The sequence below is a fragment of the Sphingobium sp. B1D7B genome (genome assembly GCF_025961965.1).
GTDB lineage: Bacteria > Pseudomonadota > Alphaproteobacteria > Sphingomonadales > Sphingomonadaceae > Sphingobium.
Map to the genome: position 1 here is coordinate 1541419 of NZ_JAOQOR010000001.1, position 22697 is coordinate 1564115.

The window sequence follows — 22697 nt, forward strand, 5'->3', positions numbered from 1 at the left end:
GATGCCCACCTCCTGGCGACGACGCGCCGCCCGGTGGGTGCTGGCGGCGGCCTATCTGGTCGCCGGCCTGGCACATCTGCGCACGCCCGCCGGCTTCATCGCCATCACGCCGGACTGGGTGCCCTGGCCGGCGCAGGTGGTGATGCTGACGGGCCTTGCCGAGATCGCCGGGGCGCTTGGGCTGATGATCCCGCCGCTGCGCCGCGCGGCGGGCATCGGCCTCGCGCTCTATGCGCTGTGCGTCTGGCCGGCGAACCTCAACCATGCGCTGGGTGACATCGCCATCGGCGGCACGCATCTGGGCTGGTGGTATCATGCGCCCCGGCTGGCGCTGCAGCCGGTGATCATCTGGTGGGCGCTGTGGGCGAGCGGCGTGACCGACTGGCCCTGGCGGACCGGCGCCGCGCGCAAGCCCTAGCGCGCGCTGCCCGCGCCGCCCTTCTTCGCGCCGGCAGATTTGGCGGGCGCCTTGGCACCGGCTGGATTCCCGCCGGCTGGCTTCCCATTAGCCTGCTTGGCCTTGTGCGCGGCAATGTCCGCATCGATTGCCGCGATCCGCTCCCGCTCGGGCGTGTCGCGCGGCAGGCCTTTCAAGCGGCAGGTCGCCCACAGGGCCTTGCGCTCGGATTCCAGCGCCTTGAGATACAGATCGGCCATGCCGGCTCCTATGGGTTGCGTGGGAAAGGGGTGCCATCCCCTAGCGCATGGCAGGCGAGGAGGACAGAGCCGTGCGCGGCGCACGGGCGGCTCAGGCGAGCGTGACGAAAATCTCCGCCTCGATCACCCATTGCCCGGCCACCTCGCGCCACTTGGCGGTGTAGACGCCCGAGGCCGCCAGCGCGCCACTCTCCCGCGCGACGCCGCGCCATTCGCCCTGCTCCAGTGCGATCGGCTCGACCGGCGAGACGGTGATGGCGGCGGGGATGCGCTCATAGACGAGCCGGCTGGGTGAGGCGAACTCGCGCTGCCACACCCTCAGCTGAGCGGCCCGCCCGGCGATGACCGCGCTATCCGTGCCGGTGATCATCACGCAGTCCTTGCCCAGGATCGCGCCGATGGCCTGCGCGTCGCCATCGGCAATGGCGCGATTGAAGGCGGCGCGTCGGGCGCGGATGGGGAGGTCGGTGGGGGTGGTCATACGGCCCGTGCCAGAGATAGTGACGCGATTGACATTGTACAAAGCTCTGTCCATATTTAGGATATGCAGGCTGTATCCTATTCCGAAGCGCGCGAGAATTTGAAGTCGATGATCGACAAGGTCGTTGCGGATCGCGCACCGCTGGCCATCACGCGTCAGCGTGGTGAAGGAGCGGTGCTGGTCTCCGCGAGCGAATGGGCGTCGATCGAGGAAACACTGTACCTGCTGAGTTCGCCCAAAAATGCCGAGCGCTTGCTGGAAGCCGTGCGGGGCTTCGAGGCGGGCGGTGCCGGTGTTGATAACGAGGGCGTGCCACTCCCGTGAACGTGACGTTCTGGCCGACGGCGTGGGAAGATTATCGCCATTGGCAGGACCATGACCCCAAAATGTCCGAGAAGCTCAACGGGCTGATCGAGGAATGCCGGCGACATCCCTTCAAAGGCACCGGCAAGCCTGAGCCGTTGGGTGGCAATTTGTCAGGCTGGTGGTCGCGTCGGCTCAACCATGAGCATCGGCTGGTGTATCGGGTGGCGGGGAGCGGGAAGGACCAGACGCTACAAGTGGCGCAGTGCCGGTATCATTATTGAGAATTGGCCTAGTAATCCCCACATCGCGCTTGAGGGGAACGATTAGATGCGGTTTGATGCGGCAACTCTGGGATATGTCGAGGACGCTCTGAGCGAATGCTTTAATTACCACAAAGCCTTAGACAGATATCTTATTCGATCCGGTGTGCCTGGCGAAATGCTCAAGGCTGCTCGGGATCGAGCAGAGCTTATCGCGTCGAACTCCTCAAACAGAGAATATGACAGAGCGCCTAAGAGATTCGTTGTTCAGGAAGTTTTATCGGATCTTGATTCGGCGGGGGCCGAAGGCACCCGTATTGTATCCGCAATTGTTACGGGTTTGACGAGCGGCAATTTCCCGGACGCTTCTGCATCGGCATTGGCCGCAATTGAAGGATTGAAAAATAAGCAGAAGAGCGACGCTTTCGAAGCGCGACGTATTCGGGAAGAGAAGGAACTTCTCCGCTCCCAACAACGAGCAACCGAGGAGCGTAAGCGGACGGATGCTCTTTTAAAAAGAGAACAGGCACGCGTTATACTACATGAACGTTTCCTTAGTTTAATGACGGAAGGCAATGCACAAGCCCGGGGATATCTGTTAGAATCTTTCCTAAATGACCTATTTGAACTTGAAGGATTGGATCCTCGTTCGTCTTTCAAGTTAAAAGGTGAGCAGATTGACGGATCATTCTCTTGGCGATCCCGAACCAATCTCATCGAAGCGAAATGGGTAAAGAGCCCAATTGCGGGCGCAGAATTTGGTGCATTCATCTATAAGATTGAGGGAAAGACTGCAGATACGAGAGGGATATACATATCGATCAATGGCTATTCCGTGGAGGCGCTGAAAGGGCTTAATAGCAAAGGCTCACTGAAATTCATCTGCATTGACGGAGCGCATGTTATGCGAGTTGTCGCTGGAGGGGAAAGGCTGCCAGAGCTCATGGAGAAACTCTGGCGCCATGCCGACGAAACTGGCGAAGCTTATCTGCCAAACAATAAAATTGCCTAGAGAATTACAAGGTGGATATCCCGCCGCCTTGGCCCTCAATCCCGCTCCCGTCCCCCACTCCCCATATACAGCTCGCTCCCCGTCTCGCGGAACACCTTGCTCATCTCTTCCATCCCCTTGAGCGCAGCGGCCTTGCTCGCCGCCGCCGTCTCTGCGCCTGTCGGCCCGGTGGCGATGAAGCCTTCCACGCCCTGATTCTGCTTGCCGGCGAAGTCGCGCACTTCCTGCGTGATCTTCATCGAGCAGAATTTCGGGCCGCACATAGAGCAGAAGTGCGCGGTCTTGGCGCCTTCTGCGGGCAGGGTCTGGTCGTGATATTGCTCGGCGGTTTCGGGATCGAGGCTGAGGTTGAACTGGTCGCGCCAGCGGAACTCGAAGCGGGCGCGGCTCAGCGCATCGTCGCGGACCTTGGCGGCCGGGTGGCCCTTGGCGAGATCGGCCGCGTGAGCGGCGAGCTTGTAGGTCACCACGCCGACCTTCACATCGTCGCGGTCGGGCAGGCCGAGATGCTCCTTGGGCGTGACGTAGCAGAGCATCGCCGTGCCATACCAGCCGATCTGCGCGGCGCCGATGCCGCTGGTGATGTGGTCATAGCCCGGCGCGATGTCCGTGGTGAGGGGGCCGAGCGTGTAGAAGGGCGCCTCGCCGCAGACCTGCAGCTGCTTCTCCATATTCTCCTTGATCTTGTGCATGGGCACATGGCCCGGCCCTTCGATCATTACCTGCACATCCTGCTTCCAGGCGCGGTGGGTCAGCTCGCCCAGCGTGTACAGCTCGGAGAACTGCGCTTCGTCATTGGCATCGGCAATGGAGCCGGGGCGCAGGCCATCGCCAAGGCTGTAGGCGATGTCATAGGCCTTCATAATCTCCGTAATCTCGTCGAAATGCTCGTAGAGGAAGCTCTCCTTGTGGTGCGCGAGGCACCATTTCGCCATGATCGATCCGCCGCGCGAGACGATGCCGGTGACGCGCTTGGCGGTCATCGGAATATAGGCAAGGCGCACGCCGGCATGGATGGTGAAATAATCCACACCCTGCTCGGCCTGCTCGATGAGCGTATCGCGGAAAATCTCCCAGGTCAGGTCCTCGGCAATGCCGCCGACCTTCTCCAGCGCCTGATAGATGGGCACGGTGCCGATGGGGACGGGCGAATTGCGGATGATCCACTCGCGCGTGTCGTGGATGTTGCGGCCGGTGGAGAGGTCCATCACCGTGTCCGCGCCCCAGCGGATCGACCAGACCATCTTGTCGACCTCGGCCGCCACGTCGCTGGCCACGGCGCTGTTGCCGATGTTGGCGTTGATCTTCACCAGGAAGTTGCGGCCGATCGCCATCGGCTCGCTCTCGGGGTGGTTGATGTTGTTGGGGATGATCGCGCGGCCGCGGGCCACCTCATCGCGCACGAACTCGGGCGTCACATAATCGGGGATGCTGGCGCCGAAGCTCTCGCCATCGCGGACATAGTTGGCGAGGCGGGCGCGCCCGAGATTTTCGCGCTCGGCGACATATTCCATCTCCGGCGTGATGATGCCGCGGCGGGCATAATGCATCTGGGAGACATTGGCGCCGGCCTTGGCGCGCAGCGGCCGCTTGACGACATTGGGGAAGGGGCGGACGCCGCCGGAGCGATCCGGGCCGAGCTGGCCGTTGTCCTCAGGCTTCACCGCGCGGCCATCATAGGCCTCGACATCGCCGCGCCCGAGGATCCAGTCGCGGCGCAGGGCAGGGAGGCCGGCCATGATGTCGATCCGCGCGTCCGGGTCCGTATAGGGGCCGGAGGTGTCGTAGACGCGCACCGGCGGCTCGCCGGAGCTGGGCTCGAGGTGAATCTCGCGCATCGCCACGCGGTGCGGGCCGACATGGATCTTGCGGCTGCCACGAATGGGTCCGGTGGTGACGCCGATTTCGGCCCCTTCGACTGCCTGCCTTTGGCAGTCGCTCAGGACAGGCTTTGTGGGGATGTCAGCCATAGGGATGAGCCTTTCTGTGAACGGAGGAATCAGAGGAAACCGGCGCGGCCGGTGAGCCCGGCAATGCCGAGCAGAAGACCAAGGACGATCGCGGCGATCGCCCAGATGCGGGTGGCGGTGGCGGAGGAGACCGCGCGGCCGATGCGCAGCAATGGCCCCGGCACGGCGATCAGCAGCGCGCCCTTGATGAGCGCACCCCAGCCAAACAGCGTGACGAGGGTCGCGAGCGGATCGGTCAGACTGCTGTGGGCGAGCACGAGGGCCGCCCCGATGGCGAAGGTCACCGCACCGGCGAGCAGCACCAGCCCGGGCGCGCGGTCGAAATCATCCAGCAGCGCCCGCCAGCGTTGCGGCGCGGAGAGGCCGGCAAGGCCAATAAGAATGAGATAAAGCCCCAGCACCTGCGCCAGTTGCAGGGTAAGCACGCTGCCCGTCATCATCGCCGCCACCCTCCTCTCAAGGGCCGGCGCGCCTGTGGCTAAGGGAATGAGGGTGGCAAGACTGGCCACGCTCCGCTCCCTCCGCCGGTACGAGCCGGTTCAGGTTCAACGGGTCGGATGGCGCTACCCATCCCTCTCAGCCAGTCAGCAGGCTCCCCGGGGAAGGGCTATCCTTACCCTGCTTTGTCGACGGGGCCAAGCTGTAAACCGGGCTCGCCGAAGAGCAGTCGCGTCAGAGACTGCGCGTCCGGGGCCGGTTGGAAGCGGGAAACGGGCAGCAGGCGCAAGCCCGGGCGTAGGGCTTTGTTCCCGTTTGCATCTGCCTTGCTGTGCTTGGCGATCTTTCCATCCAAGCTAGGCATTTTTTCGCCGGGCATGCCTCCGTAGAAGCCATATCCAGTGATCAACAGCGTTCTGAGATCATGACGCATAAGAACGACGCAACCTGAAGGCTTATCCTCCAGGCGCTTTTGAACAGGAAAATGGCGAGCGCGCCCGGCCGCATGGAGCGCCTTGAGCTGAATGTGCCTCACCACCCCGCGCGCTTCGATGATCACGTCATGCCCGGCATTGTCGACCTCGCTATGCGAGACAGCGAGGTCGAATTCGCCTTCCTCCCAAAGCTGACTCCCTATTGCCGCAAGAAAACGGTGTTCGAGAATTGCCTCTCGGGTCGATGAGTGCGTGAAAAGCGCTTGGGTCCAACGTTCCATGGCGCACCGGCATACCGGCGCGCCGCCATTTCGTCAAAATGTGTAGGCCAGTCCCGCGCCGAACATCCATTGGTTGCGCGATCCGGCGAGGCGCACCACCGGGCTGTCGGCGATGTCGCCGAGCAGGCGGGTATAGGCGACGCCACCCACCAGCGAGAGGCCGCCCGACAGATCACCCGTCAGGGCGATGTTGCCGGCGGCGGCGAGCGTCCAGTCCTTCCAGCCGCTGCTGGCGGTGTAGACGGGCAGGGTGCTTGCGGCGCTCTGTGCGGGGGTGATCGAGAAATAAGTGCCGGCATAATCGCCATCGACATGATTGGCGCTAAAGGACACGACCGCGAGGCTCTTGGTGCTCAGCGGTGTCATGTAGCTGACCGAAGGCGTGATGATCGTGCCGCCATGGGCGCCCGCGACATCCTTGCGCGCGGTGACCGTTGCGGAGAGGCGGTCATAATTGCTGGTGATGAGGCCCCAGCGGGCAATGCCGGCATAGCCGCCCAGCTCGACCGAGGTGCCGACCTTGCCGAGCGCGCGGATGCGCTCGTCGTCGATCTTGTCGACATTGGTGCGGTTGAGGCCGATGGTAGCGACCGGACCGAGCTGGAAATCCCAGCGCGAGCCGCCATCGTTGATCAGATCGATGCTGGCGCGGTTTCCGACATACAGGAAGTTGAGGCCGCCCAGCTTGCCGACCGCACCGGGAACCGGCGTGATGCTGGTGCCGTTGGCGCCCTCATATTCCGGGATCACTGCGGCGCCCAGGCCGATGGTCAGCCGGTCCCCCGCGCGGGCGCGTGCGGCTTCGCGCTGCTCGGCGGCTTCGCTTGCCGCCGTCGCGGTCTGGCCGAGGGCGGGTGCCGACAAAGCGGGTGCGACGGCCAGAATGGCGAGAAGACAAGGGGATAGGGAGGGGAAAGGGCGCAAGTTGAAACTCCGACAAGAGGCTGATCCGTGCAACGCCGCAGGAGGCAGAAGGCTCCCGCTGCGCCGATCACGCCCGTCTCTGCGTCGACAATCCTGTCCGTCTGCGTCCTTCCGGCATCACGCAGGATGCCGTGCGCGGTCAGTTGAGCCGCATCAGTCCCGCTACGGTGAGGGCCAGCCCGCAGACCAGCGTCAGCGCCAGCCAGATGCGCTGCATGTTTGCCAAATTGCGCAGCCAGAAGTGGAAGTAGAGGTCCGAGAAGGCGAGCACGACCAGCGCCTCGATCATCATGATGCCGCCAATGGCCTTCATGATGCAGGTGAGGATGTCCGCCGGAATCCATGGATTGGCGAGATAGACCGCGGCGCCGAGGATCAGTTCAACCAGCCCGCAAAGCAGTTGCAGCGCAGGCGACTGCTCGATCTCCTTGACCATCGTCTGCCACAGGCCAGGCTTGCGCAGCGCGCCGATGGCGGCGGCCAGCGTAAAGGCCCCGAGCAGCATCGCCGCCCAGGCCGTTACATCAATCATGTCGAACTCTGCCACTGATCTCTCCCGATGATGTCCACCCCCGGGCAGCATGGGGCAGGCGATTGGCCCGGGGCCTTATGGGCTCCTCGGCTGGCGCGGACTTTAGCGCGGGCGCGCAGCCGGTCCAGATGGAATTTTGGGGGATTTTCTGACGGCGGTGAAGGAAGGTTGCCGGTGGGCTTCATGCCCTCTCCCCTTGAGGGAGAGGGATGCGCAGACTTGGCAGCTTGCTGCCTTAGTCGAAGCTGGGAGAGGGGTGAGCGATCCCCAGGATCGCGCGGATCAGAGATCCGCCACCCCTCATCCAACTCCGCCTAGCCGCCAGAAGGCGGCAAGGCTGCGTATCCTTCTCCCTCAAGGGGAGAAGGGTGAAGGGTGTTCGTTATATCCTCTTGGCTTGACACACGTCGCCCGCCGGGGGGTGTCAATGCGGCCGCGGCGCGCTATGGCGCGGGCATGAGCGACAGCGCCCCGCATACTCCCCCGCCTTTCCGCGTGCCGGCCGATCCGCAGTCGGCGCGGTTCGCCTTCAGCACCGCCGCCACGGACGGCAAGGCCCGCACCGGCGAGATCGTCATGAAGCGCGGCGTGATCCGCACGCCGGCCTTCATGCCGGTCGGCACGGCGGCGACCGTCAAGGCGATGCGCCCGGCGGAAGTGCGCGCGGCGGGCGCGGATATCATCCTCGGCAACACCTATCACCTGATGCTGCGGCCGGGTGCGGAGCGGGTGGCGGCGCTGGGCGGGCTGCATGCGCTCTCCGGCTGGGAGCGGCCGATCCTCACCGATAGCGGCGGCTATCAGGTGATGAGCCTGTCTGCGCTCACCAAGGTCACCGAGCAGGGCGTCGCCTTTGCCAGCCATATTGATGGTTCGCGGCATATGCTCAGCCCCGAGCGATCGATGGAAATCCAGCGGCTGCTCGGCAGCGACATCGTGATGTGCTTTGACGAGTTGGTGCCCACGACCGCCAGCCGCGATGCGCAGGCGCAGGCCATGGAGCGTTCGATGCGCTGGGCGGCGCGCTCGCGCGCGGGCTTCGATGCGGGCGGAGACCATGCCGCGCGGGCGGCGCTGTTCGGCATCCAGCAGGGCGCGCTCGATGAGGAGCTGCGCAAGCAGTCCGCGCAGGCGCTCGTGGAGATCGGCTTCGATGGCTATGCGGTCGGCGGCCTCGCGGTGGGCGAGGGGCAGGAGGCGATGTTCGCCTGCCTCGACCATTGCGTGGGCCATCTGCCGGTGGAGAAGCCGCGCTATCTGATGGGCGTGGGCAAGCCGGACGACATCGTCGGCGCGGTGGAGCGCGGCATCGATATGTTCGATTGCGTGCTGCCGACCCGCTCCGGGCGCAACGGGCAGGCCTTCACCTGGGCCGGGCCGCTCAACATCCGCAATGCGCGCTTTGCCGAGGATCCGACGCCGCTCGATGCGCGCTGCACCTGCCCGGTCTGCGGCAGCGTCAGCCGCGCCTATCTGCATCATCTGGTCAAGGCCGGCGAGATGCTGGGCGCGATGCTGATGACCCAGCACAATCTCCATTTCTATCAGGCGCTGATGGCAGGGCTGAGGGATGCGATCGCCGCCGGGCGGCTCACCGAATTCGCGAGCCGCTTCCGCGCCGATTATGCGAGCAAGGCGTTTTGAGCGCGGCGATGACGCTCGCCGATTTCGACATCGACCTGTTCCTGCGGGAGTACTGGCAGCGCAAGCCGCTGCTCATCCGCAATCCGTGGGCCGAGTGGGTTAATCCGCTGGAGCCCGATGATCTCGCCGGCCTCGCCTGCGAGGATGAGGTGGAATCGCGGCTGATCACGCAGGCCGGCACGGACTGGGCGGTGGAACACGGCCCGCTGGACGAGGCACGCTTTGGCGAGCTGGGCGAGGTGCCTTGGACGCTGCTGGTGCAGGCGGTCGATCATTATGTCGAAGAGGTGGCCGCGCTGATGGCGCCCTTCCGCTTCATCCCCAATTGGCGGATGGACGATGTGATGGTGAGCTACGCCACGGACGGCGGCGGCGTGGGGCCGCATTTCGACCAATATGACGTGTTCCTCATCCAGGGCGCGGGCAAAAGGCGCTGGCAGATCGGCGGGCTGTGCGACGAGTCGACCCCACTCCGCCCCCACGACGACCTGCGCCTGCTCGCAGACTTTGTGCCCACGCAGGAGTGGCTGCTGGAGCCGGGCGACATCCTCTATCTGCCACCGGGCATCGCGCATGATGGCGTGGCGGTCGGGCCGGACTGCATGACCTATTCCATCGGCTTTCGCGCGCCTTCCCAGCGCGACCTGATCGAGGACTGGAGCGCCCATGTCGCAGAAGGGCTGGCCGAGGATGATCGTTATGCCGACCCCGGCCTGCCGCTACAGACCAATCCTGGCGAGATCACAGCCGAGGCACTGGCGCGGCTGCACGATCTGGCGACGCAGGCACTGGCGGATCGCGGCGGATTCGCGCGCTGGTTCGGGCAAGCGAGCAGCACGCCCAAATATCCGCAGGCAGACTGGCGGCCTGAAGCGCCGGTGCTGGCGGAGGACGTGCAGGATGCGCTGAACGACGGCTTGCCGGTGCTACGCAATCCGGCGAGCCGCTTCGTGTTTGTCCGTGACGGGGCGGATGCCTTGACGCTGTTCGTCGATGGCGAGGCGTTTGCCTGCGCGGGGGAGGCGGCGCGCTTCGCCGAGCAGCTCTGCGCAGGGGATGACGTGCCGGTGAAGACCCCGGATGCGGCGGTGCTGGCGCTGATCGCGGCGCTGGCCAGTCAGGGCAGCGTCACCCTCGATCCAGAGGATTAAGCGGACGATGGCGCGGCTCATCCTCTTCAACAAGCCCTATGGGGTACTGCCGCAGTTCACCGATGCGCGCTCGCCCTCGCCACGCCCGACTCTCTCGGCCTATATCGATGTACCGGGCGTTTATCCTGCCGGTCGGCTGGACCGCGACAGCGAGGGGCTGCTGCTGCTCACCGATGATGGCCGCTTGCAGGCGCGCATCTCCGATCCCCGCTACAAGACGCCCAAGACCTATCTCGTGCAGGTGGAAGGCGAGCCGGACGAGCCGGCGCTCGAGCGCTTGCGGCGCGGCGTCATGCTCAACGACGGCATGACCCGCCCCGCGCAGGCCGATCGCATCGCACCGCCGGACCTCTGGGAGCGCGATCCCCCGATCCGCGTGCGCAAGAGCGTGCCCGATTGCTGGCTGCGCCTCACCATCAGCGAAGGCCGTAACCGCCAGGTGCGCCGGATGACCGCAGCAGTCGGCAATCCCACGTTGCGTCTGGTGCGCTGGCAAGTGGGGAACTGGACGCTGGACGGACTGGCGCCGGGAGAATGGCGCGAGGTGGCGGTTTAGGCCTCCCAATCCTCACGTCGGATTGAAATGCGCATTTGATAGGATTAAATCCTACTGGTTCGCCCCGCAGGAGTTTACCATGCCATCTACGCAGCAACTGAGCGTGACATTGCCCATCGATATGGCGGCGCAGGTCAAGGCGCGGGTCGCGTCGGGTGAATATGCCAGCGAAAGTGAAGTGATCCGGGATGGGCTGCGAGCTCTTCAGGCGCGAGAGCAGGCTGTGGAGGCCTGGCTGCGTGAAGACGTCGCGCGGACCTATGATGCGATGCAGGCTGACCCGCGCCGCGCGCGGTCTCCGGCGGACGTGAAGGCCGCGCTGGCCGCAGAACGCGCCGCCACGTCCTGATCGAATGCAAAGCGTGGTCAGTTTTGCGCCGGAAGCCGAAGCGCAACTGATCTCCTTGTTCCGCTATATTGCTCGCGAAGCGTCGGCCGATATCGCCAGTCGCTACGTCGGAGCCATTGTCGAGCGTTGCGAGAAGCTCGCCGATTTCCCCCACCGCGGGACACCGCGCGACGACCTTCGCCCTGGTCTGCGCACGATCGCTTTCCGGAGGCGGGTGACGATTGCTTATTCGGCCATCGGCGTGAGCGTCACCATTCTCGGTATTTTCTATGGCGGGCAGGATTTCGCGGCCTTGCTTGCCGATGACGCTTGAGGTGCGCTCGCGTCACGCGCACCCACTCTTTCCGCACAACCCTCCTGCCGCTAAGAGGCGGCAATGGAGAGCCTGACCACCACCCCCGTTGCCGATGCCCTTGATCGCGCGCGCACGCATTCGCCGTTTCTGGCGCGGCAGATCGATGTCTATCCCGAGCTGGTTGCGCTACTGCTTCAGGGGCAGGCGGAGGCGGCGTGGGAGGCCGGGCGGGCGCTGGACCGCGATGCGGCGGTGGATCGGCGGCTGCGGGTGCGGCGCAGTGCGCTGGCGCTGGTCGCGGCAATTGCCGATCTGGCCGGACTCTGGGATCTGGATATCGTCACCCGGCGGCTTTCCGACTTTGCCGACGAAGCCATCCAAACGGCGCTGAACGCAGCCTTTGCCGAGCGCTATCCGGATGAGGCGCCGCGCGGCATCGCGGTGATCGCGCTGGGCAAGCATGGCAGCCGGGAGCTCAATTACAGCTCGGACATCGACCCGATCCTGATCTTCGATCCCGACACGATTCCTACGCGCGGCAAGGAAGAGCCGCAGGAGGCAGCGCTGCGGTTGGCGCGGCGGATGGTGGCGCTGCTCACCGAGCGGACCGGGGACGGCTATGTCTTCCGGGTCGACTTGCGGCTGCGCCCATCGCCCGAGGTTTCGCCGATCATCCTGCCGGTCGAAGCGGCGATCAGCTATTATGAGAGCGCCGCGGTCGGTTGGGAGCAGGCCGCTTTCGTGCGCGCCCGTGCGGCGGCCGGCGACATCGCGCTGGGCGAGGAATTCCTCAGCACGATCCGGCCATTCGTCTGGCGGCGCAGTCTGGATTTCGGTGCGATCCGGGCGATTAGCGACGTCTCGCGCCGCATTCGCGCGCATTATGCCAGTGGCCAGCGCTTTGGCCCCGGCTTCGATTTGAAGCGCGGGCGCGGCGGCATTCGCGAGGTGGAGTTCTTCGCGCAGGCGCACCAGCTCATTCAGGGCGGGCGCAATCCCGCGCTGCGGGCACCGGCCACGCGTGCGGCGCTGCGCGTGCTGGGCGAGGCGGGGTTGATCAAGCCTGACGAGCGCGCGCGGCTCGATGCGGCCTATGTGATGCTCCGCACGATCGAGCATCGTCTGCAGATGGTCGATGACCGGCAGACGCACATGCTCCCGGAAAGCCCGGCCGCGCTGGACAATGTCGCGCGGCTGGCCGGCTATGCCGAGGGCGCGGCGCTGCTCGCGGCATTGCGGCCGCATGTCGAGGCGACCGGCCTCACTTTCGATGGGCTGGTCGGCGAGGATGAGGAAGGCGATGATCGCCTGCCCGATGAGCCGCGCGCACTGGCGCAGCGTCTGGAGGACATCGGCATCGAGGAGACCGAGCCGTTCGTCGCGCGCATCACCCGCTGGCGCGACGGCAGCCTGCGCCCGCTGCGCAGCGCCCCGGCGCGCGAGGCGCTGGAGGAGCTGCTGCCCGGCCTGATGCGCCAGATCGCCCGTGCGCCGGCGCCGCTGACTGCGCTCAACAAGCTGGATCAGGTGATCGAAGGCCTGCCCACGGCGGTCAATCTGCTGCGCCTGCTGGTCGCGCGCCCGGCACTGGCCGAGACGCTGGTGACGATCCTCTCGCACGCGCCCACGCTCGCCGATGCGCTGGGGCGGCGCGCAGCGCTGTTCGACGGGCTGATCGACCAGAGCGCGCTCGATCTGCCGCCCGATGTGCCGACGCTCATCGAGACGATGCGCACGCATGATGCCGGCGATGACTTCCAGCACCGGCTCGATCATGTCCGCCATGTCGTGGGCGAGCGGCGCTTTGCGCTGGGGGTGCAGATCGTCAGTCGCGAGGTCGATCCACTTGAGGTTGGCCGGGGCTATGCGCGGGTGGCGGAGGCGGCGGTGGACGTGCTCGCCGCAGCCGCCGTGGCGGAGTTCGAGCAAACCCATGGCCGCGTGCCGGGCAGCGAGCTGGCCATCCTGGCGCTCGGGCGCTTTGGTGGCGGATTGCTCACCCACGCCTCCGATCTCGATCTGATCTTCCTGTTCAGCGGCGATTTCAACGCGGAATCGGACGGGCGCCGGCCCTTGGGCGCGACGCTCTATTATAACCGCCTCTCCCAGCGGGTGGTCAACGCCCTCTCCGTGCCGACGGCCGCCGGAGCGCTCTATGAGGTCGACACGCGGCTGCGCCCCTCGGGCAATCAGGGCCCGCTGGCGGTCAGCTTCGAGAGCTTTGCGCGCTATCAGGCCGAGGCGGCGTGGACTTGGGAGCATCTGGCGCTCACCCGTGCCCGCCCGGTGTTCGGATCGCCCAGCGCCCGTGCCGCGCTGGACGAGATTGTCCGGCAGACGCTGATGGTGGAGCGCGACCCCGCGCAACTGCTCACGCAGGCGGTGAAGATGCGGCGCGACATCGCCACCCACAAGCCGCCGGCCGGGCCGCTCGACGTGAAGCTGATGCCGGGCGGCCTCGTCGATCTGGAATTCCTCATCCATGTGACGCAGCTCACCCATCGCACCGGCTTCTCGCCCAGCCTCAACATCGCGCTGGAGAGGCTGGTTGCCGCCGGGCTGCTGGACAGCGCGCTGCGTGAGGCAGCGGACCTGCTGACCCGCTATCTGGTGGTTGCCCGCCTCGTTGCGCCGCAATCGAGCGAGCCGGTGGAGGAAAGCCGCTGGCTGGTCGCACGGGCCTGCGGGGCCCGCGACTGGGGCGAGATGCTTGCCCGAATCGATGCCGCGCGGCAGATCATCGCCACGAGCTGGAACGCGCTGGCCGGCCAGGCGGCGCCATCGGAAGGAACGACATGATGCTCAGCCAAGGCGATACCCTGCCCGACGTCACTCTCACCGGTGCGGACGAGGCGCCGATCCGGCTCGCGGATTTTCGTGGCAAGCCGCTGGTCGTCTATTTCTACCCCAAGGCCGATACGCCGGGCTGCACCACCGAAGCGATCGACTTCACCGGGCTGATCGATGATTTCGGCGCGCTGGGCGTGCCGGTGATCGCGGTCTCCAAGGATGCGCCGGCCAAGCTCAAGCGCTTCGCCGACAAGCACAGCCTCGCCGTCACGCTGGCGTCCGATGGCGATGGCAGTGTGTGCGAGGCCTTCGGCACCTGGGTCGAGAAGAGCCTTTATGGCCGCAAATATATGGGCATCGAGCGCGCGACCTTCCTGGCCGATGCGGACGGAAAGATCGTGCGCGTGTGGCCCAAGGTGAAGGTGAAGGGCCACGCCGCCGAGGTGCTGGAGGCGGTGAAGGGGCTGGGGTGAGGGAGAAATTAGAAGATCCCGCGATTTATCTCTCTTATTCTCACCGTCAGCTTGAACGGGAACAGTGTCACTACACCCCACAGAGTCAGGAACAGCGGGACATGGAAAAACGGAAACCATCTGCTTCCAAACTCGAATTCAAATTTTTCCGGGAATGCCAACGTCATCCATACGGCTAGCCATAGTGGGGCTAACCATAGCATCCAAATCACGGCATTCCGCAGGCGTCCTGCGGGCGCAAATCCCAGACCTACAGAAGCGGCAATCGGGATCAAGATCAGAATGAATTCCACGAAATCATCGTATGCTTGTTTCCGTCGGTCGGCAATTTTGTCTTGAGCGATGGTAGCTGGGGAGAACCTAAAGCTTGATCGCGCAATGGACCCTGAAACAAGTTCAGGGCGACGAGAAGTAAATGTCCGCGATCCTGTCATGTTCTGACATTCCGTTGCCCGGGTAGATTCTCAGACCGTCAAATGCGCTTCTCCTTAGATGCCGTTCGTGCTGAGTAGGCGCTGAGTAGCGCCGCAGGCGCGTAGCGAAGAGCGGTATCGAAGCACTGTGGTGCTGGTGGGGAGGCCTTCGATACGCCGCTTCGACAGGCTCAGCGGCTACTCAGGACGAACGGCGGCAAGCGATGCGGCGATTCGTAAAATCCATCCCCATTGTTATCCCCAGGTTCCACAGGGCGCACACCCTCGGCTCTTGCGCCGCACCTCGGAAGAGAGGACAATGCCTCCCCCATGTCAGAAAACACGATCCGTCTTGCCCCGGTGCCCGATGTGCCCGGCTCTGAAGCCCGTATGCCGCGCAATGTGGAGGCGGAGGCTGCGCTGATCGGCGCGTTGATGATCGACAACCGGATCGTCGAGGACGTGCAGATGGAGCTGCGCGCCGAGCATTTCTTCGAGCCGCTGCACGGGCGCATTTATGAGGCGATCCTCAAGCTGGTCGATCGCAACATGGTCGCCAATCCGGTCACGCTGAAGCCGCTGCTGGAAAGCGATCCGGCGCTCAAGGAACTGGGTGGCCCGGCCTATCTGGCGCAGCTCACCGGCAGCGGCGCGGCGGTGATCGGCGCGCGCGATTTTGCCCGGCAGGTCTATGATCTGGCGCTGCTGCGCGAGCTGGTCGGCGTCGGACGGGAGCTGGTCGACAAGGCGCTCGACACCTCCGATGCCATCGACCCTAAGGGGCAGATCGAGCAGGCGGAACTGGCGCTCTACGCCGTGGCCGAGCAGGGCGGCGACACCGGCAGCATGAAGACCTTCGCGCAGGCGACGCGGCTTGCGGTCGGCATGGCGGAGAAGGCGCTCAATTCCGGCGGCCATGTCTCGGGCATCACCTCGGGCCTGGATGGCTTGAACAACCGCACCGGTGGCCTTCATCCGTCGGACCTCATCATCGTTGCTGGGCGCCCCGGCATGGGCAAGAGCTCGCTGGCAACCAACATTGCTTACAATGCCGCCAGCCGCTGGATGCGCGACATGGCCGACGGCATTCCGCCGGAAAAGTCGATTGGCGCGCCCGTTGCGATCTTCAACCTGGAAATGTCGGCCGACCAGCTGGCGACGCGTATCCTCGCCGAGCAGTCGGGCATCAGCGGCGAGAAGCTGCGCATGGGGCGGATCAACCATAGCGAGTTCCAGAACCTCGTCCGCGCCTCGCGCGAGTTGCAGGATCTGCCGCTGTTCATCGACGATACCGCTGGCCTCACCATCGCGGCGATGCGCACCCGCGCCCGTCGCCTCAAGCGCCGGCACAATATCGGCATGATCGTGGTCGACTATCTCCAGCTGCTGCAAGGCTCGGGCAAGACTGGCGACAGCCGCGTCAACGAGATTTCCGAGATCAGCCGTGGTTTGAAGACGCTCGCCAAGGAGCTGATGGTGCCGGTGATCGCGCTCTCCCAGCTGAGCCGCGCGGTGGAAAGCCGCGAGGACAAGCGCCCGCAACTCTCGGACCTGCGCGAATCCGGCTCGATTGAGCAGGACGCCGATATGGTGTGGTTCCTCTACCGAGAGGACTATTATGAGATGAGCAAGGAGCCCAAGATCGAGGACGAGGGCGCTTATGCCGCCTGGCGCGAGAAAATGGACCGGATCACCGGCCATTCCGAGCTGATCGTCGCCAAGCAGCGCCACGGCGCCACCGGTAAGGTGCGGCTCTACTTCGATTCCAAGATCACGCGGTTCACCGATCTGGCGGATGACAGCTATGCCGGGGCGGATGATGGTTATGAGTGAGGTGCGGGGCTAGCCCCGAACCTTCAGGTGCCGCTCGTGTCGAGCGAAGTCGAGACACGGAGAGCGCTGTCCTTGGGTGTCTCGACTCCGCTCGACACCAACGGGGATGAGCGGCGGTTGTAGCTGATCTCGTGTTCCTGCGAAGGCAGGAACCCAGGGCGCAATCGACCGGCTTCTCCGCCCTGGGCTCCTGCCTTCGCAGGAGCACGTGGGTGTGATGATGGTGCAGTGGACTTAAACCGCCTGTCCTGCCGCATGCGCGCTGGCCCAGGCCCACTGAAAATTATACCCGCCCAGCCAGCCGGTCACATCCACCGCCTCGCCAATCACGTACAAGCCCGGCACCGCCTTGGCCTCCATCGTCTGCGAGGAGAGACCCGCGGTATCGACGCCGCCCGCTGTCACCTCCGCCTTGGCATAGCCCTCACTGCCATTGGGCATGAACGTCCAGTCCGCCAGACGCGCTTGTGCGGCGGCAAGGGCGCGGTCGGGCAGGTTGCCGAGCTCCGCTTCCAGCGCGAGATCGGCCGCCAACCGGTCCGCGAGGCGCTCGGCCAGAGCGGCGCGGAGCAGGCGGCGCAGGGTCGTGCGCGGGGCCTCGCGCTTGGCGGCAAGCAGCCAGTCGCGCGGATGATCGGGCAGAAAGTCGATGCCGACGCCCTCGCCATGGCGCCAGTAGGAGGAGATTTGCAGAATCGCCGGACCGGAGAGGCCGCGATGTGTGAACAGCGCCGCCTCGCGAAAGCGCGTCTTGCCGGTGCGGGCAACGACATCGGCCGAGACGCCGGACAGCTCTCGGAACAGCGCATCGTCGCCGCTGAGGGTCAGCGGCACCAGCGCCGGGCGGGGCTGCACGACCTTGAGGCCGAACTGGCGGGCGAGATCATAGGCAAAGCCGGTCGCGCCCATCTTGGGAATGGACGGCCCGCCGGTGGCGACGACCAGCACCGGCGCGGTCGCGATGCCACGCGGTGTGTTGACGTGGTACTGGCCATCGGCATGGGTGACCTCGCGGATGGGGCAGGCGCAGGCGATGTCGACAGCGCCCTTCGCGCACTCCTCCAGGAGCATGGCGACGATCTGCCGCGCGCTGCCGTCGCAGAAGAGTTGCCCCAACGTCTTCTCGTGCCAGGCGATGCCATAACGCTCGACCAGCGCGAGGAAATCCTGCGCGGTGTAGCGGCTCAGCGCCGACTTGGCGAAATGGCGATTGCTGGAGAGGTAGCGATCCGGCGCGGTGTGGAGATTGGTGAAGTTGCACCGCCCGCCACCGGAAATGAGGATTTTCTTGCCTGGCTCATCGGCATGATCGAGCAGCAGCACCTTGCGCCCCCGTTGCCCGGCCACCGCCGCGCACATCAACCCCGCTGCGCCGGCGCCGAGGATGATGGCGTCATAAGGGGTGGGGGAGGTGGGCATGGGGGCTTTCGGCTGGGGCGGCGATCGGGGTGAAGGTTCCTACGGCCTAGCTGCCGGCGGCGCTAAACGGAAGGGTTGGATGAATTCCCCTCAATTCCCGCCGTCACCCCGGGCTTGACCCGGGGTCCGCTTCTCTCTGGTGTGATCGACTGTCTCTGCTTCTGCGAAGCTCTGCGGGGAGCAGGCAGTGCCGAAGGGAAAGCTGGACCCCGGGTCAAGCCCGGGGTGACGATAGATGAAGCGGCAATCCCGGAAAGGCCCCGAGGCTTTCGACGCAGAGCTTCCCCTCAAAACGCCGGCTGGTTCGCCGGGTCTTCGGGGTCCGCCAGCGGTGTGGAGCTGGTGTGGATGCCGCATTCCACCTTGTCCCAGCCGCGCCAGCGGCCGGCCCGCGGGTCCTCGCCCGGCATCACCTTGCTGGTGCAGGGTTCGCAGCCGATCGAGAGATAGCCCTGTGCCTCCAGCGGATGGCGGGGCAGGTCGTGGGCGGTGAAATAGGCTTCCAGCGCCGCCTTGTCCCAATCACCCAGCGGATTGATCTTCAGGCGCCCGTCCTCGATCTCGAAGCGCGGCAGGTTCTGGCGCGTCACGGACTGGAAGGCCTTGCGCCCGCTAATCCAGGCATCGAGGCCCTGCTTGGCGCGCGCCAGCGGCTCGACCTTGCGGATTTCGCAGCAGCCATCGGGGTCGTAGGACCAGCGCAGACCCTTGTCGTCCTTCGCCGCCAGCACGTCGGCCTTGGGCTCGACCACGCGGCTGTCGGTGAAGCCGAGCGTGCGGATCAGCGTATCGCGATAGTCCAGCGTTTCCGGGAACATCTTGAGCGTATCGACGAAGATCACCGGCACGCTCTTGTCCGCCTGCGCGATGAGGTGGAGCAGCACCGCGCTTTCCGTGCCGAAGGAGGAGACGACGGCGACCGTGCCGAGCGCATCCTCGGCGAACAGCGTCTTGAGCATCGTGCCCGCATCCACGCCGGCGAAGCGCGCGTTGAGCGCGTCCGCATCTGCCTGCGTCCAGCGCGGGGCGGCGTCGATCCGGTCGATCTGGCGAGCGGCTTCAGCCATTGCTTGCTCCGTGGCGCTGCGCCCAGATCGGCGCGCGCGGATCGACGGTCTTCTGATAGACGCCGGGGAAGCGGTTGAGCGCTGCCTCGATCAGCGCAGGGTCGAGCGGCTTGTCCGGCCGGAAGCTGTCAAACCCACAGCGAACCATATGGCTGATCTGATCGACCGCGACATCGCCCACCGCGCGCAGCTCGCCGGCATAGCCAGCCTCGCGCAGGATGCGTGCCGCCGAATAGCCGCGTCCGTCGCCGAACACGGGGAAGTTCACCTCCACCAGCGCCACGCGGTCCAGATGCGGCAGCAATTCGCGGGCGTCCTCGCCCGGCTCGATACGCACCGCGGCCGAATTGCTCTGGCCGGAAAAGGCCTCCAGCGTCACGGCGGGCAGTTCGGCTGCCTCGCCGCCTTCACGCAGGGACAGATATTCAAGCATAAAGTGCCTCCTTGAACGGGGCCATGCCGATCCGGCGGAAGGTGTCGACGAAGCGCTCGCCCTCCTGCCGGTTGGCGAGATAGACGTTGGTGGCCTTCTCGACCGCATCGACAATGCCGTTCTCGTCGAAACCAGGACCAGTGATCTGGCCAAGGCTGACATCGTCCGCGCCGGAACCGCCGAGCAGGAGCTGGTAATTCTCCACACCCTTCCGGTCGACGCCGAGAATGCCGATATTGCCGGCATGATGGTGGCCGCAGGCATTGATGCAGCCGCTGATCTTCAGCTTCAGCTCGCCCAGCTCCTTCTGCCGATCGAGATCGGAGAAGCGCTGCGCGATCTTCTGCGCGACCGGGATCGAGCGCGCATTGGCAAGGCTGCAATAATCCAGGCCCGGGCAGGCGATGATGTCGCTGATGAGATCGAGATTGGCGGTGCCGAGATCGGCTTCTTCCAGCGCCTTCCACAGCGCGTAGAGATCCGCCTTCTTCACATGCGCCAGCACGATGTTCTGGGCGTGGGTAACGCGCAGCTCATCGAAGCTGTACTTTTCGGCCAGGTCGGCCATCAGGTCGATCTGCGCGGAGGAGGCATCGCCCGGAATGCCGCCAATGGGCTTCAGGCTGATGTTGACGATGGCATAGCCCGGCACCTTGTGCGGCTTCACCTGCGTGCTCACCCAGGCCGCGAAATCCCGGTCGGAGAGGTCGATCTCGTCCGAAAGACCGGTCTCATAGGCCGGCGGCGCGAAGTGATCGGCAATGCGGGCCAGTTCGGCGAGCGGCGGATCGAGCCCGAGCGTCTTCATATGCGCGAACTCTTCCTCGACCTGGCGGGTATATTCCTCCCGGCCCATTTCGTGGACGAGGATCTTGATCCGCGCCTTGTACTTGTTGTCGCGTCGGCCGTGGCGATTGTAGACGCGCAGGCACGCCTCCAGATAGGAGACGATTTCGGCGAAGGGCACGAAGTCGCGGATTTCCGGCGCGACCATCGGCGTGCGGCCCATGCCGCCGCCGACGAACACGCGGGCGCCAATCTCGTCATCCTTCTTCACCAGCTCGATGCCGATGTCATGCAGGCGCATGGCCGCGCGATCCTCTGCGCTCGCGATCACCGCGATCTTGAACTTGCGCGGCAGATAGGTGAACTCCGGGTGGAAGCTCGACCACTGGCGCAGCAGCTCCGCGAGCGGGCGCGGATCGGCGACCTCATCGGCCGAGACGCCGGCATATTGGTCGGACGAGATATTGCGGATGCAATTGCCGCTGGTCTGGATGGCGTGCATCTCCACCGATGCGAGATCGGCGAGAATGTCCGGCGCGTCCGCGAGCTTGATCCAGTTATACTGGATGTTCTGGCGGGTGGTAAAATGGCCGTAATCGCGATCATATTTGCGCGCGATGTGGGCGAGCATGTGCATCTGCTTGCCCGACAGCGTGCCATAGGGAATGGCGACGCGCAGCATATAGGCGTGCAGCTGGAGATACAGGCCGTTCATCAGGCGGAGCGGGCGGAACTGCGCCTCACTCAGCTGACCGTCGAGGCGACGCTGGGTCTGGTCGCGGAATTCGGCAACGCGGGCATCCACCATTGCCTGATCGTAAGTGTCATATTGGTACATGTCAGATCACCCAGTTGCCGGCATTGGGGTCGGCGGGTTTGAGGCTCAAGTCGAGGCGCACGGTCGGGCCGAGCGCGCGGATGCGCTCCTTGATGTGGGCGGGGCGGATATTGCCCTCACCATCCTGCTCGCCGTCGATCACATAGGCTTCGTTCACGCGACGCGCGGCGGCTTCGGCCTGGGCGATTTCCGCGCCCTTCTCGCCGACGTCCACGGCGTCGTTCACATGGATGGACCAGCCTTGGCCAGTCCACCAGATGACGTCGCCGGTGGCGAGATCATTGCCGGTCAGGATATTCATGTCGTCAGTGGCTCCCCGCACCTGTGCTGTGCTGAATGTGAAATGACCCGAGCGGCAGGCAGTCGAGCGCATCGGCATGCCGCACGACCTCGCCCACCACGATCAGCGCCGGACTCTCGACCGCCTCGCGCGCCACAAGATCGCCGAGATCGGCGAGCAGGCTGCGCAGCACGCGCTGATCGGGGCGCGTCGCTTTCTCAATGACCGCGACCGGCGTCGAGGGCGAGAGCCCGTCGCGCATCAGCTTCTCGGCAATATCCTGGCTGGTCGCGAGGCCCATATAGATGACGAGCGTGCGTCCGGGCCCGGCAAGGCCGACCCAATTCTGCTCGGAAAGACCCTTGCACTGCCCCGCGACGAAGCTGACGATGCTGGCATCCTCGCGATGCGTGAGTGGCAGGCCGGCACTGGCGCCGCCGCCGACCGCCGCGCTGATGCCGGGCACGACCTCGCAGCGCACACCAGCCTCGCGGCAGGCCTCCAGCTCTTCGCCGCCACGGCCGAAAATGAAGGGATCGCCACCCTTGAGGCGCACGACATCCCGGCCCGAAAGCGCCTCGCCGACGAGCAGCGAATTGATCGCCTCCTGCTTCATCGAATGGCGCGAGCGTTGCTTGGCGACTGAGATCAGCTCCGCCTCCGGCGAAGCCAGAGCGAGGATGGCGGCATCGACCAGACCGTCATGCACGATCAGGCTCGCCCGGCCGATCAAACGGGCAGCACGCACCGTCAGCAGATCAGGATCGCCCGGACCTGCGCCAACGAGATAGACCGTGCCGGCCGTAAAGGACTCAGAGTGGGCCATGGGTGGTAGATGCGTTCGAGTACCCAAGCCCGCAACCGACGCTTGCTTTAGCAGGCCGAAGCGAAACTATTGTGGGGGCTTTGGGTGGTGGCGGAGGTGGTGCCAATAGCGGGTCAGGAGAGCGCTTCGGTGGCGATCTGACTGCTGCGCGGCAGCAAAGCGTCTGAGCGAACAGGACGACATTGCTGCCAAGTCTTCAACCTTCTCCCCTTGAGGGAGAAGGATACGCAGCCTTGTCGCCAATAGGGG

At 65.1% G+C, this 22697-nt stretch carries 26 protein-coding genes and 1 riboswitch; of the genes, 12 read left to right on the forward strand and 14 right to left on the reverse strand.

Annotation, left to right across the window (positions count from 1 at the left end; genetic code table 11):
- The first annotated feature begins 1 nt into the window (after position 1).
- Entirely contained in the window at positions 2–418 is a 417-nt protein-coding gene (locus M2336_RS06965) for a DoxX family protein (protein ID WP_264572021.1), read from the forward strand.
- On the opposite strand, the gene M2336_RS06970 is transcribed toward M2336_RS06965, so the two are convergent.
- Both M2336_RS06970 and M2336_RS06975 read right to left on the reverse strand, forming a co-directional pair.
- A complete protein-coding gene (locus M2336_RS06970; RefSeq protein WP_264572022.1) occupies positions 415–657 on the reverse strand; it encodes a hypothetical protein in 243 nt (80 codons plus the stop codon). The genes M2336_RS06965 and M2336_RS06970 overlap by 4 nt on opposite strands.
- Before the next feature lie 91 nt (positions 658–748).
- Entirely contained in the window at positions 749–1138 is a 390-nt protein-coding gene (locus M2336_RS06975; RefSeq protein ID WP_264574444.1) for a nuclear transport factor 2 family protein, read from the reverse strand.
- A gap of 63 nt (positions 1139–1201) precedes the next feature.
- On the opposite strand from M2336_RS06975, the gene M2336_RS06980 reads away from it, so the two are divergent.
- Genes M2336_RS06980 through M2336_RS06990 form a run of 3 tightly spaced genes read left to right on the forward strand, consistent with a single transcriptional unit; the run spans position 1202 to position 2716 of the window.
- A complete protein-coding gene (locus tag M2336_RS06980) occupies positions 1202–1462 on the forward strand; it encodes a type II toxin-antitoxin system Phd/YefM family antitoxin (RefSeq protein ID WP_264574445.1) in 261 nt (86 codons plus the stop codon).
- Positions 1459–1725, forward strand: coding sequence for a Txe/YoeB family addiction module toxin (locus M2336_RS06985; RefSeq protein ID WP_264574446.1), 267 nt, complete (start codon positions 1459–1461; stop codon positions 1723–1725). Before M2336_RS06980 ends, M2336_RS06985 begins: the two co-directional genes overlap by 4 nt.
- A gap of 46 nt (positions 1726–1771) precedes the next feature.
- The gene (locus tag M2336_RS06990) at positions 1772–2716 is read left to right on the forward strand and encodes a hypothetical protein (RefSeq protein WP_264574447.1); all 945 of its coding nucleotides are present in this window, start codon (positions 1772–1774) and stop codon (positions 2714–2716) included.
- 35 nt (positions 2717–2751) lie between these two features.
- Here the strand turns inward: M2336_RS06990 and thiC are convergent, their stop codons facing one another.
- From thiC to M2336_RS07015, 5 genes are all read right to left on the reverse strand, one after another.
- Complete coding sequence (gene thiC, locus M2336_RS06995; protein WP_264574448.1) at positions 2752–4686, reverse strand: phosphomethylpyrimidine synthase ThiC; 1935 nt, start codon at positions 4684–4686, stop codon at positions 2752–2754.
- Positions 4687–4715: 29 nt separating this feature from the next.
- Complete coding sequence (locus tag M2336_RS07000; protein WP_181558712.1) at positions 4716–5126, reverse strand: DUF2065 domain-containing protein; 411 nt, start codon at positions 5124–5126, stop codon at positions 4716–4718.
- A gap of 58 nt (positions 5127–5184) precedes the next feature.
- Positions 5185–5295: riboswitch (TPP riboswitch) on the reverse strand.
- Between the two features lie 4 nt (positions 5296–5299).
- Positions 5300–5839 carry a hypothetical protein gene (locus M2336_RS07005; RefSeq protein WP_264574449.1) on the reverse strand — a complete coding sequence of 180 codons (540 nt, stop codon included), beginning with the start codon at positions 5837–5839 and terminating at the stop codon, positions 5300–5302.
- Positions 5840–5872: 33 nt separating this feature from the next.
- Entirely contained in the window at positions 5873–6763 is an 891-nt protein-coding gene (locus tag M2336_RS07010) for a MipA/OmpV family protein (protein ID WP_264592744.1), read from the reverse strand.
- A 139-nt stretch (positions 6764–6902) separates the two neighbouring features.
- Complete coding sequence (locus M2336_RS07015) at positions 6903–7310, reverse strand: hypothetical protein (protein WP_264574451.1); 408 nt, start codon at positions 7308–7310, stop codon at positions 6903–6905.
- Positions 7311–7751: 441 nt separating this feature from the next.
- On the opposite strand from M2336_RS07015, the gene tgt reads away from it, so the two are divergent.
- The 7 genes from tgt to bcp all read left to right on the forward strand — a co-directional run bounded on the left by tgt (position 7752) and on the right by bcp (position 14553).
- Positions 7752–8939, forward strand: coding sequence for a tRNA guanosine(34) transglycosylase Tgt (tgt, locus tag M2336_RS07020; protein ID WP_264574452.1), 1188 nt, complete (start codon positions 7752–7754; stop codon positions 8937–8939).
- Between the two features lie 8 nt (positions 8940–8947).
- Positions 8948–10090: a cupin domain-containing protein gene (locus tag M2336_RS07025; protein WP_264574453.1), complete on the forward strand. Its 1143-nt coding sequence runs from the start codon at positions 8948–8950 to the stop codon at positions 10088–10090.
- A gap of 7 nt (positions 10091–10097) precedes the next feature.
- On the forward strand, positions 10098–10646 hold the full coding sequence (locus M2336_RS07030) for a pseudouridine synthase (RefSeq protein ID WP_264574454.1): 549 nt from the start codon (positions 10098–10100) through the stop codon (positions 10644–10646).
- A gap of 79 nt (positions 10647–10725) precedes the next feature.
- Positions 10726–10995 (forward strand): type II toxin-antitoxin system ParD family antitoxin, encoded by a 270-nt coding sequence (locus M2336_RS07035; RefSeq protein WP_264574455.1) that lies wholly within the window; start codon positions 10726–10728, stop codon positions 10993–10995.
- A 4-nt stretch (positions 10996–10999) separates the two neighbouring features.
- Positions 11000–11308, forward strand: a complete 309-nt coding sequence (locus tag M2336_RS07040; protein WP_264574456.1) for a type II toxin-antitoxin system RelE/ParE family toxin — start codon at positions 11000–11002, stop codon at positions 11306–11308.
- A gap of 63 nt (positions 11309–11371) precedes the next feature.
- Positions 11372–14089, forward strand: a complete 2718-nt coding sequence (locus M2336_RS07045) for a bifunctional [glutamine synthetase] adenylyltransferase/[glutamine synthetase]-adenylyl-L-tyrosine phosphorylase (protein WP_264574457.1) — start codon at positions 11372–11374, stop codon at positions 14087–14089.
- On the forward strand, positions 14089–14553 hold the full coding sequence (gene bcp / locus M2336_RS07050; RefSeq protein ID WP_264574972.1) for a thioredoxin-dependent thiol peroxidase: 465 nt from the start codon (positions 14089–14091) through the stop codon (positions 14551–14553). Before M2336_RS07045 ends, bcp begins: the two co-directional genes overlap by 1 nt.
- An 8-nt stretch (positions 14554–14561) precedes the next feature.
- On the opposite strand, the gene M2336_RS07055 is transcribed toward bcp, so the two are convergent.
- Positions 14562–14987, reverse strand: a complete 426-nt coding sequence (locus tag M2336_RS07055; RefSeq protein ID WP_264592745.1) for a hypothetical protein — start codon at positions 14985–14987, stop codon at positions 14562–14564.
- A gap of 309 nt (positions 14988–15296) precedes the next feature.
- On the opposite strand from M2336_RS07055, the gene M2336_RS07060 reads away from it, so the two are divergent.
- On the forward strand, positions 15297–16799 hold the full coding sequence (locus M2336_RS07060) for a replicative DNA helicase (protein WP_181558720.1): 1503 nt from the start codon (positions 15297–15299) through the stop codon (positions 16797–16799).
- Between the two features lie 234 nt (positions 16800–17033).
- Here M2336_RS07060 and M2336_RS07065 read toward each other — a convergent pair whose 3' ends face one another.
- The 6 genes from M2336_RS07065 to cobA all read right to left on the reverse strand — a co-directional run bounded on the left by M2336_RS07065 (position 17034) and on the right by cobA (position 22448).
- Positions 17034–18218: an NAD(P)/FAD-dependent oxidoreductase gene (locus M2336_RS07065; RefSeq protein WP_264592746.1), complete on the reverse strand. Its 1185-nt coding sequence runs from the start codon at positions 18216–18218 to the stop codon at positions 17034–17036.
- A gap of 287 nt (positions 18219–18505) precedes the next feature.
- Positions 18506–19285 (reverse strand): phosphoadenylyl-sulfate reductase, encoded by a 780-nt coding sequence (locus M2336_RS07070; RefSeq protein ID WP_264574460.1) that lies wholly within the window; start codon positions 19283–19285, stop codon positions 18506–18508.
- Entirely contained in the window at positions 19278–19718 is a 441-nt protein-coding gene (locus tag M2336_RS07075; RefSeq protein ID WP_264574461.1) for a DUF934 domain-containing protein, read from the reverse strand. Before M2336_RS07075 ends, M2336_RS07070 begins: the two co-directional genes overlap by 8 nt.
- Positions 19711–21342: a nitrite/sulfite reductase gene (locus M2336_RS07080; RefSeq protein ID WP_264592747.1), complete on the reverse strand. Its 1632-nt coding sequence runs from the start codon at positions 21340–21342 to the stop codon at positions 19711–19713. The genes M2336_RS07075 and M2336_RS07080 overlap by 8 nt, the downstream gene beginning before the upstream one ends.
- Position 21343: 1 nt before the next feature.
- Positions 21344–21643 (reverse strand): DUF2849 domain-containing protein, encoded by a 300-nt coding sequence (locus M2336_RS07085; RefSeq protein ID WP_181558725.1) that lies wholly within the window; start codon positions 21641–21643, stop codon positions 21344–21346.
- Between the two features lie 4 nt (positions 21644–21647).
- Complete coding sequence (cobA, locus tag M2336_RS07090; protein ID WP_264592748.1) at positions 21648–22448, reverse strand: uroporphyrinogen-III C-methyltransferase; 801 nt, start codon at positions 22446–22448, stop codon at positions 21648–21650.
- Positions 22449–22697 lie beyond the last annotated feature (249 nt).

Coding starts and splice junctions, on each gene's coding strand:
- M2336_RS06965 (WP_264572021.1), top strand. CDS start 2: ATGCCCACCTCCTGGCGACGACGCGCCGCCCGGTGGGTGCTGGCGGCG.
- M2336_RS06970 (WP_264572022.1), bottom strand. CDS start 657: ATGGCCGATCTGTATCTCAAGGCGCTGGAATCCGAGCGCAAGGCCCTG.
- M2336_RS06975 (WP_264574444.1), bottom strand. CDS start 1,138: ATGACCACCCCCACCGACCTCCCCATCCGCGCCCGACGCGCCGCCTTC.
- M2336_RS06980 (WP_264574445.1), top strand. CDS start 1,202: ATGCAGGCTGTATCCTATTCCGAAGCGCGCGAGAATTTGAAGTCGATG.
- M2336_RS06990 (WP_264574447.1), top strand. CDS start 1,772: ATGCGGTTTGATGCGGCAACTCTGGGATATGTCGAGGACGCTCTGAGC.
- thiC (WP_264574448.1), bottom strand. CDS start 4,686: ATGGCTGACATCCCCACAAAGCCTGTCCTGAGCGACTGCCAAAGGCAG.
- M2336_RS07000 (WP_181558712.1), bottom strand. CDS start 5,126: ATGATGACGGGCAGCGTGCTTACCCTGCAACTGGCGCAGGTGCTGGGG.
- M2336_RS07005 (WP_264574449.1), bottom strand. CDS start 5,839: ATGGAACGTTGGACCCAAGCGCTTTTCACGCACTCATCGACCCGAGAG.
- tgt (WP_264574452.1), top strand. CDS start 7,752: ATGAGCGACAGCGCCCCGCATACTCCCCCGCCTTTCCGCGTGCCGGCC.
- M2336_RS07025 (WP_264574453.1), top strand. CDS start 8,948: ATGACGCTCGCCGATTTCGACATCGACCTGTTCCTGCGGGAGTACTGG.
- M2336_RS07030 (WP_264574454.1), top strand. CDS start 10,098: ATGGCGCGGCTCATCCTCTTCAACAAGCCCTATGGGGTACTGCCGCAG.
- M2336_RS07035 (WP_264574455.1), top strand. CDS start 10,726: ATGCCATCTACGCAGCAACTGAGCGTGACATTGCCCATCGATATGGCG.
- M2336_RS07040 (WP_264574456.1), top strand. CDS start 11,000: ATGCAAAGCGTGGTCAGTTTTGCGCCGGAAGCCGAAGCGCAACTGATC.
- M2336_RS07045 (WP_264574457.1), top strand. CDS start 11,372: ATGGAGAGCCTGACCACCACCCCCGTTGCCGATGCCCTTGATCGCGCG.
- bcp (WP_264574972.1), top strand. CDS start 14,089: ATGCTCAGCCAAGGCGATACCCTGCCCGACGTCACTCTCACCGGTGCG.
- M2336_RS07055 (WP_264592745.1), bottom strand. CDS start 14,987: ATGACAGGATCGCGGACATTTACTTCTCGTCGCCCTGAACTTGTTTCA.
- M2336_RS07060 (WP_181558720.1), top strand. CDS start 15,297: ATGTCAGAAAACACGATCCGTCTTGCCCCGGTGCCCGATGTGCCCGGC.
- M2336_RS07065 (WP_264592746.1), bottom strand. CDS start 18,218: ATGCCCACCTCCCCCACCCCTTATGACGCCATCATCCTCGGCGCCGGC.
- M2336_RS07070 (WP_264574460.1), bottom strand. CDS start 19,285: ATGGCTGAAGCCGCTCGCCAGATCGACCGGATCGACGCCGCCCCGCGC.
- M2336_RS07075 (WP_264574461.1), bottom strand. CDS start 19,718: ATGCTTGAATATCTGTCCCTGCGTGAAGGCGGCGAGGCAGCCGAACTG.
- M2336_RS07080 (WP_264592747.1), bottom strand. CDS start 21,342: ATGTACCAATATGACACTTACGATCAGGCAATGGTGGATGCCCGCGTT.
- M2336_RS07085 (WP_181558725.1), bottom strand. CDS start 21,643: ATGAATATCCTGACCGGCAATGATCTCGCCACCGGCGACGTCATCTGG.
- cobA (WP_264592748.1), bottom strand. CDS start 22,448: ATGGCCCACTCTGAGTCCTTTACGGCCGGCACGGTCTATCTCGTTGGC.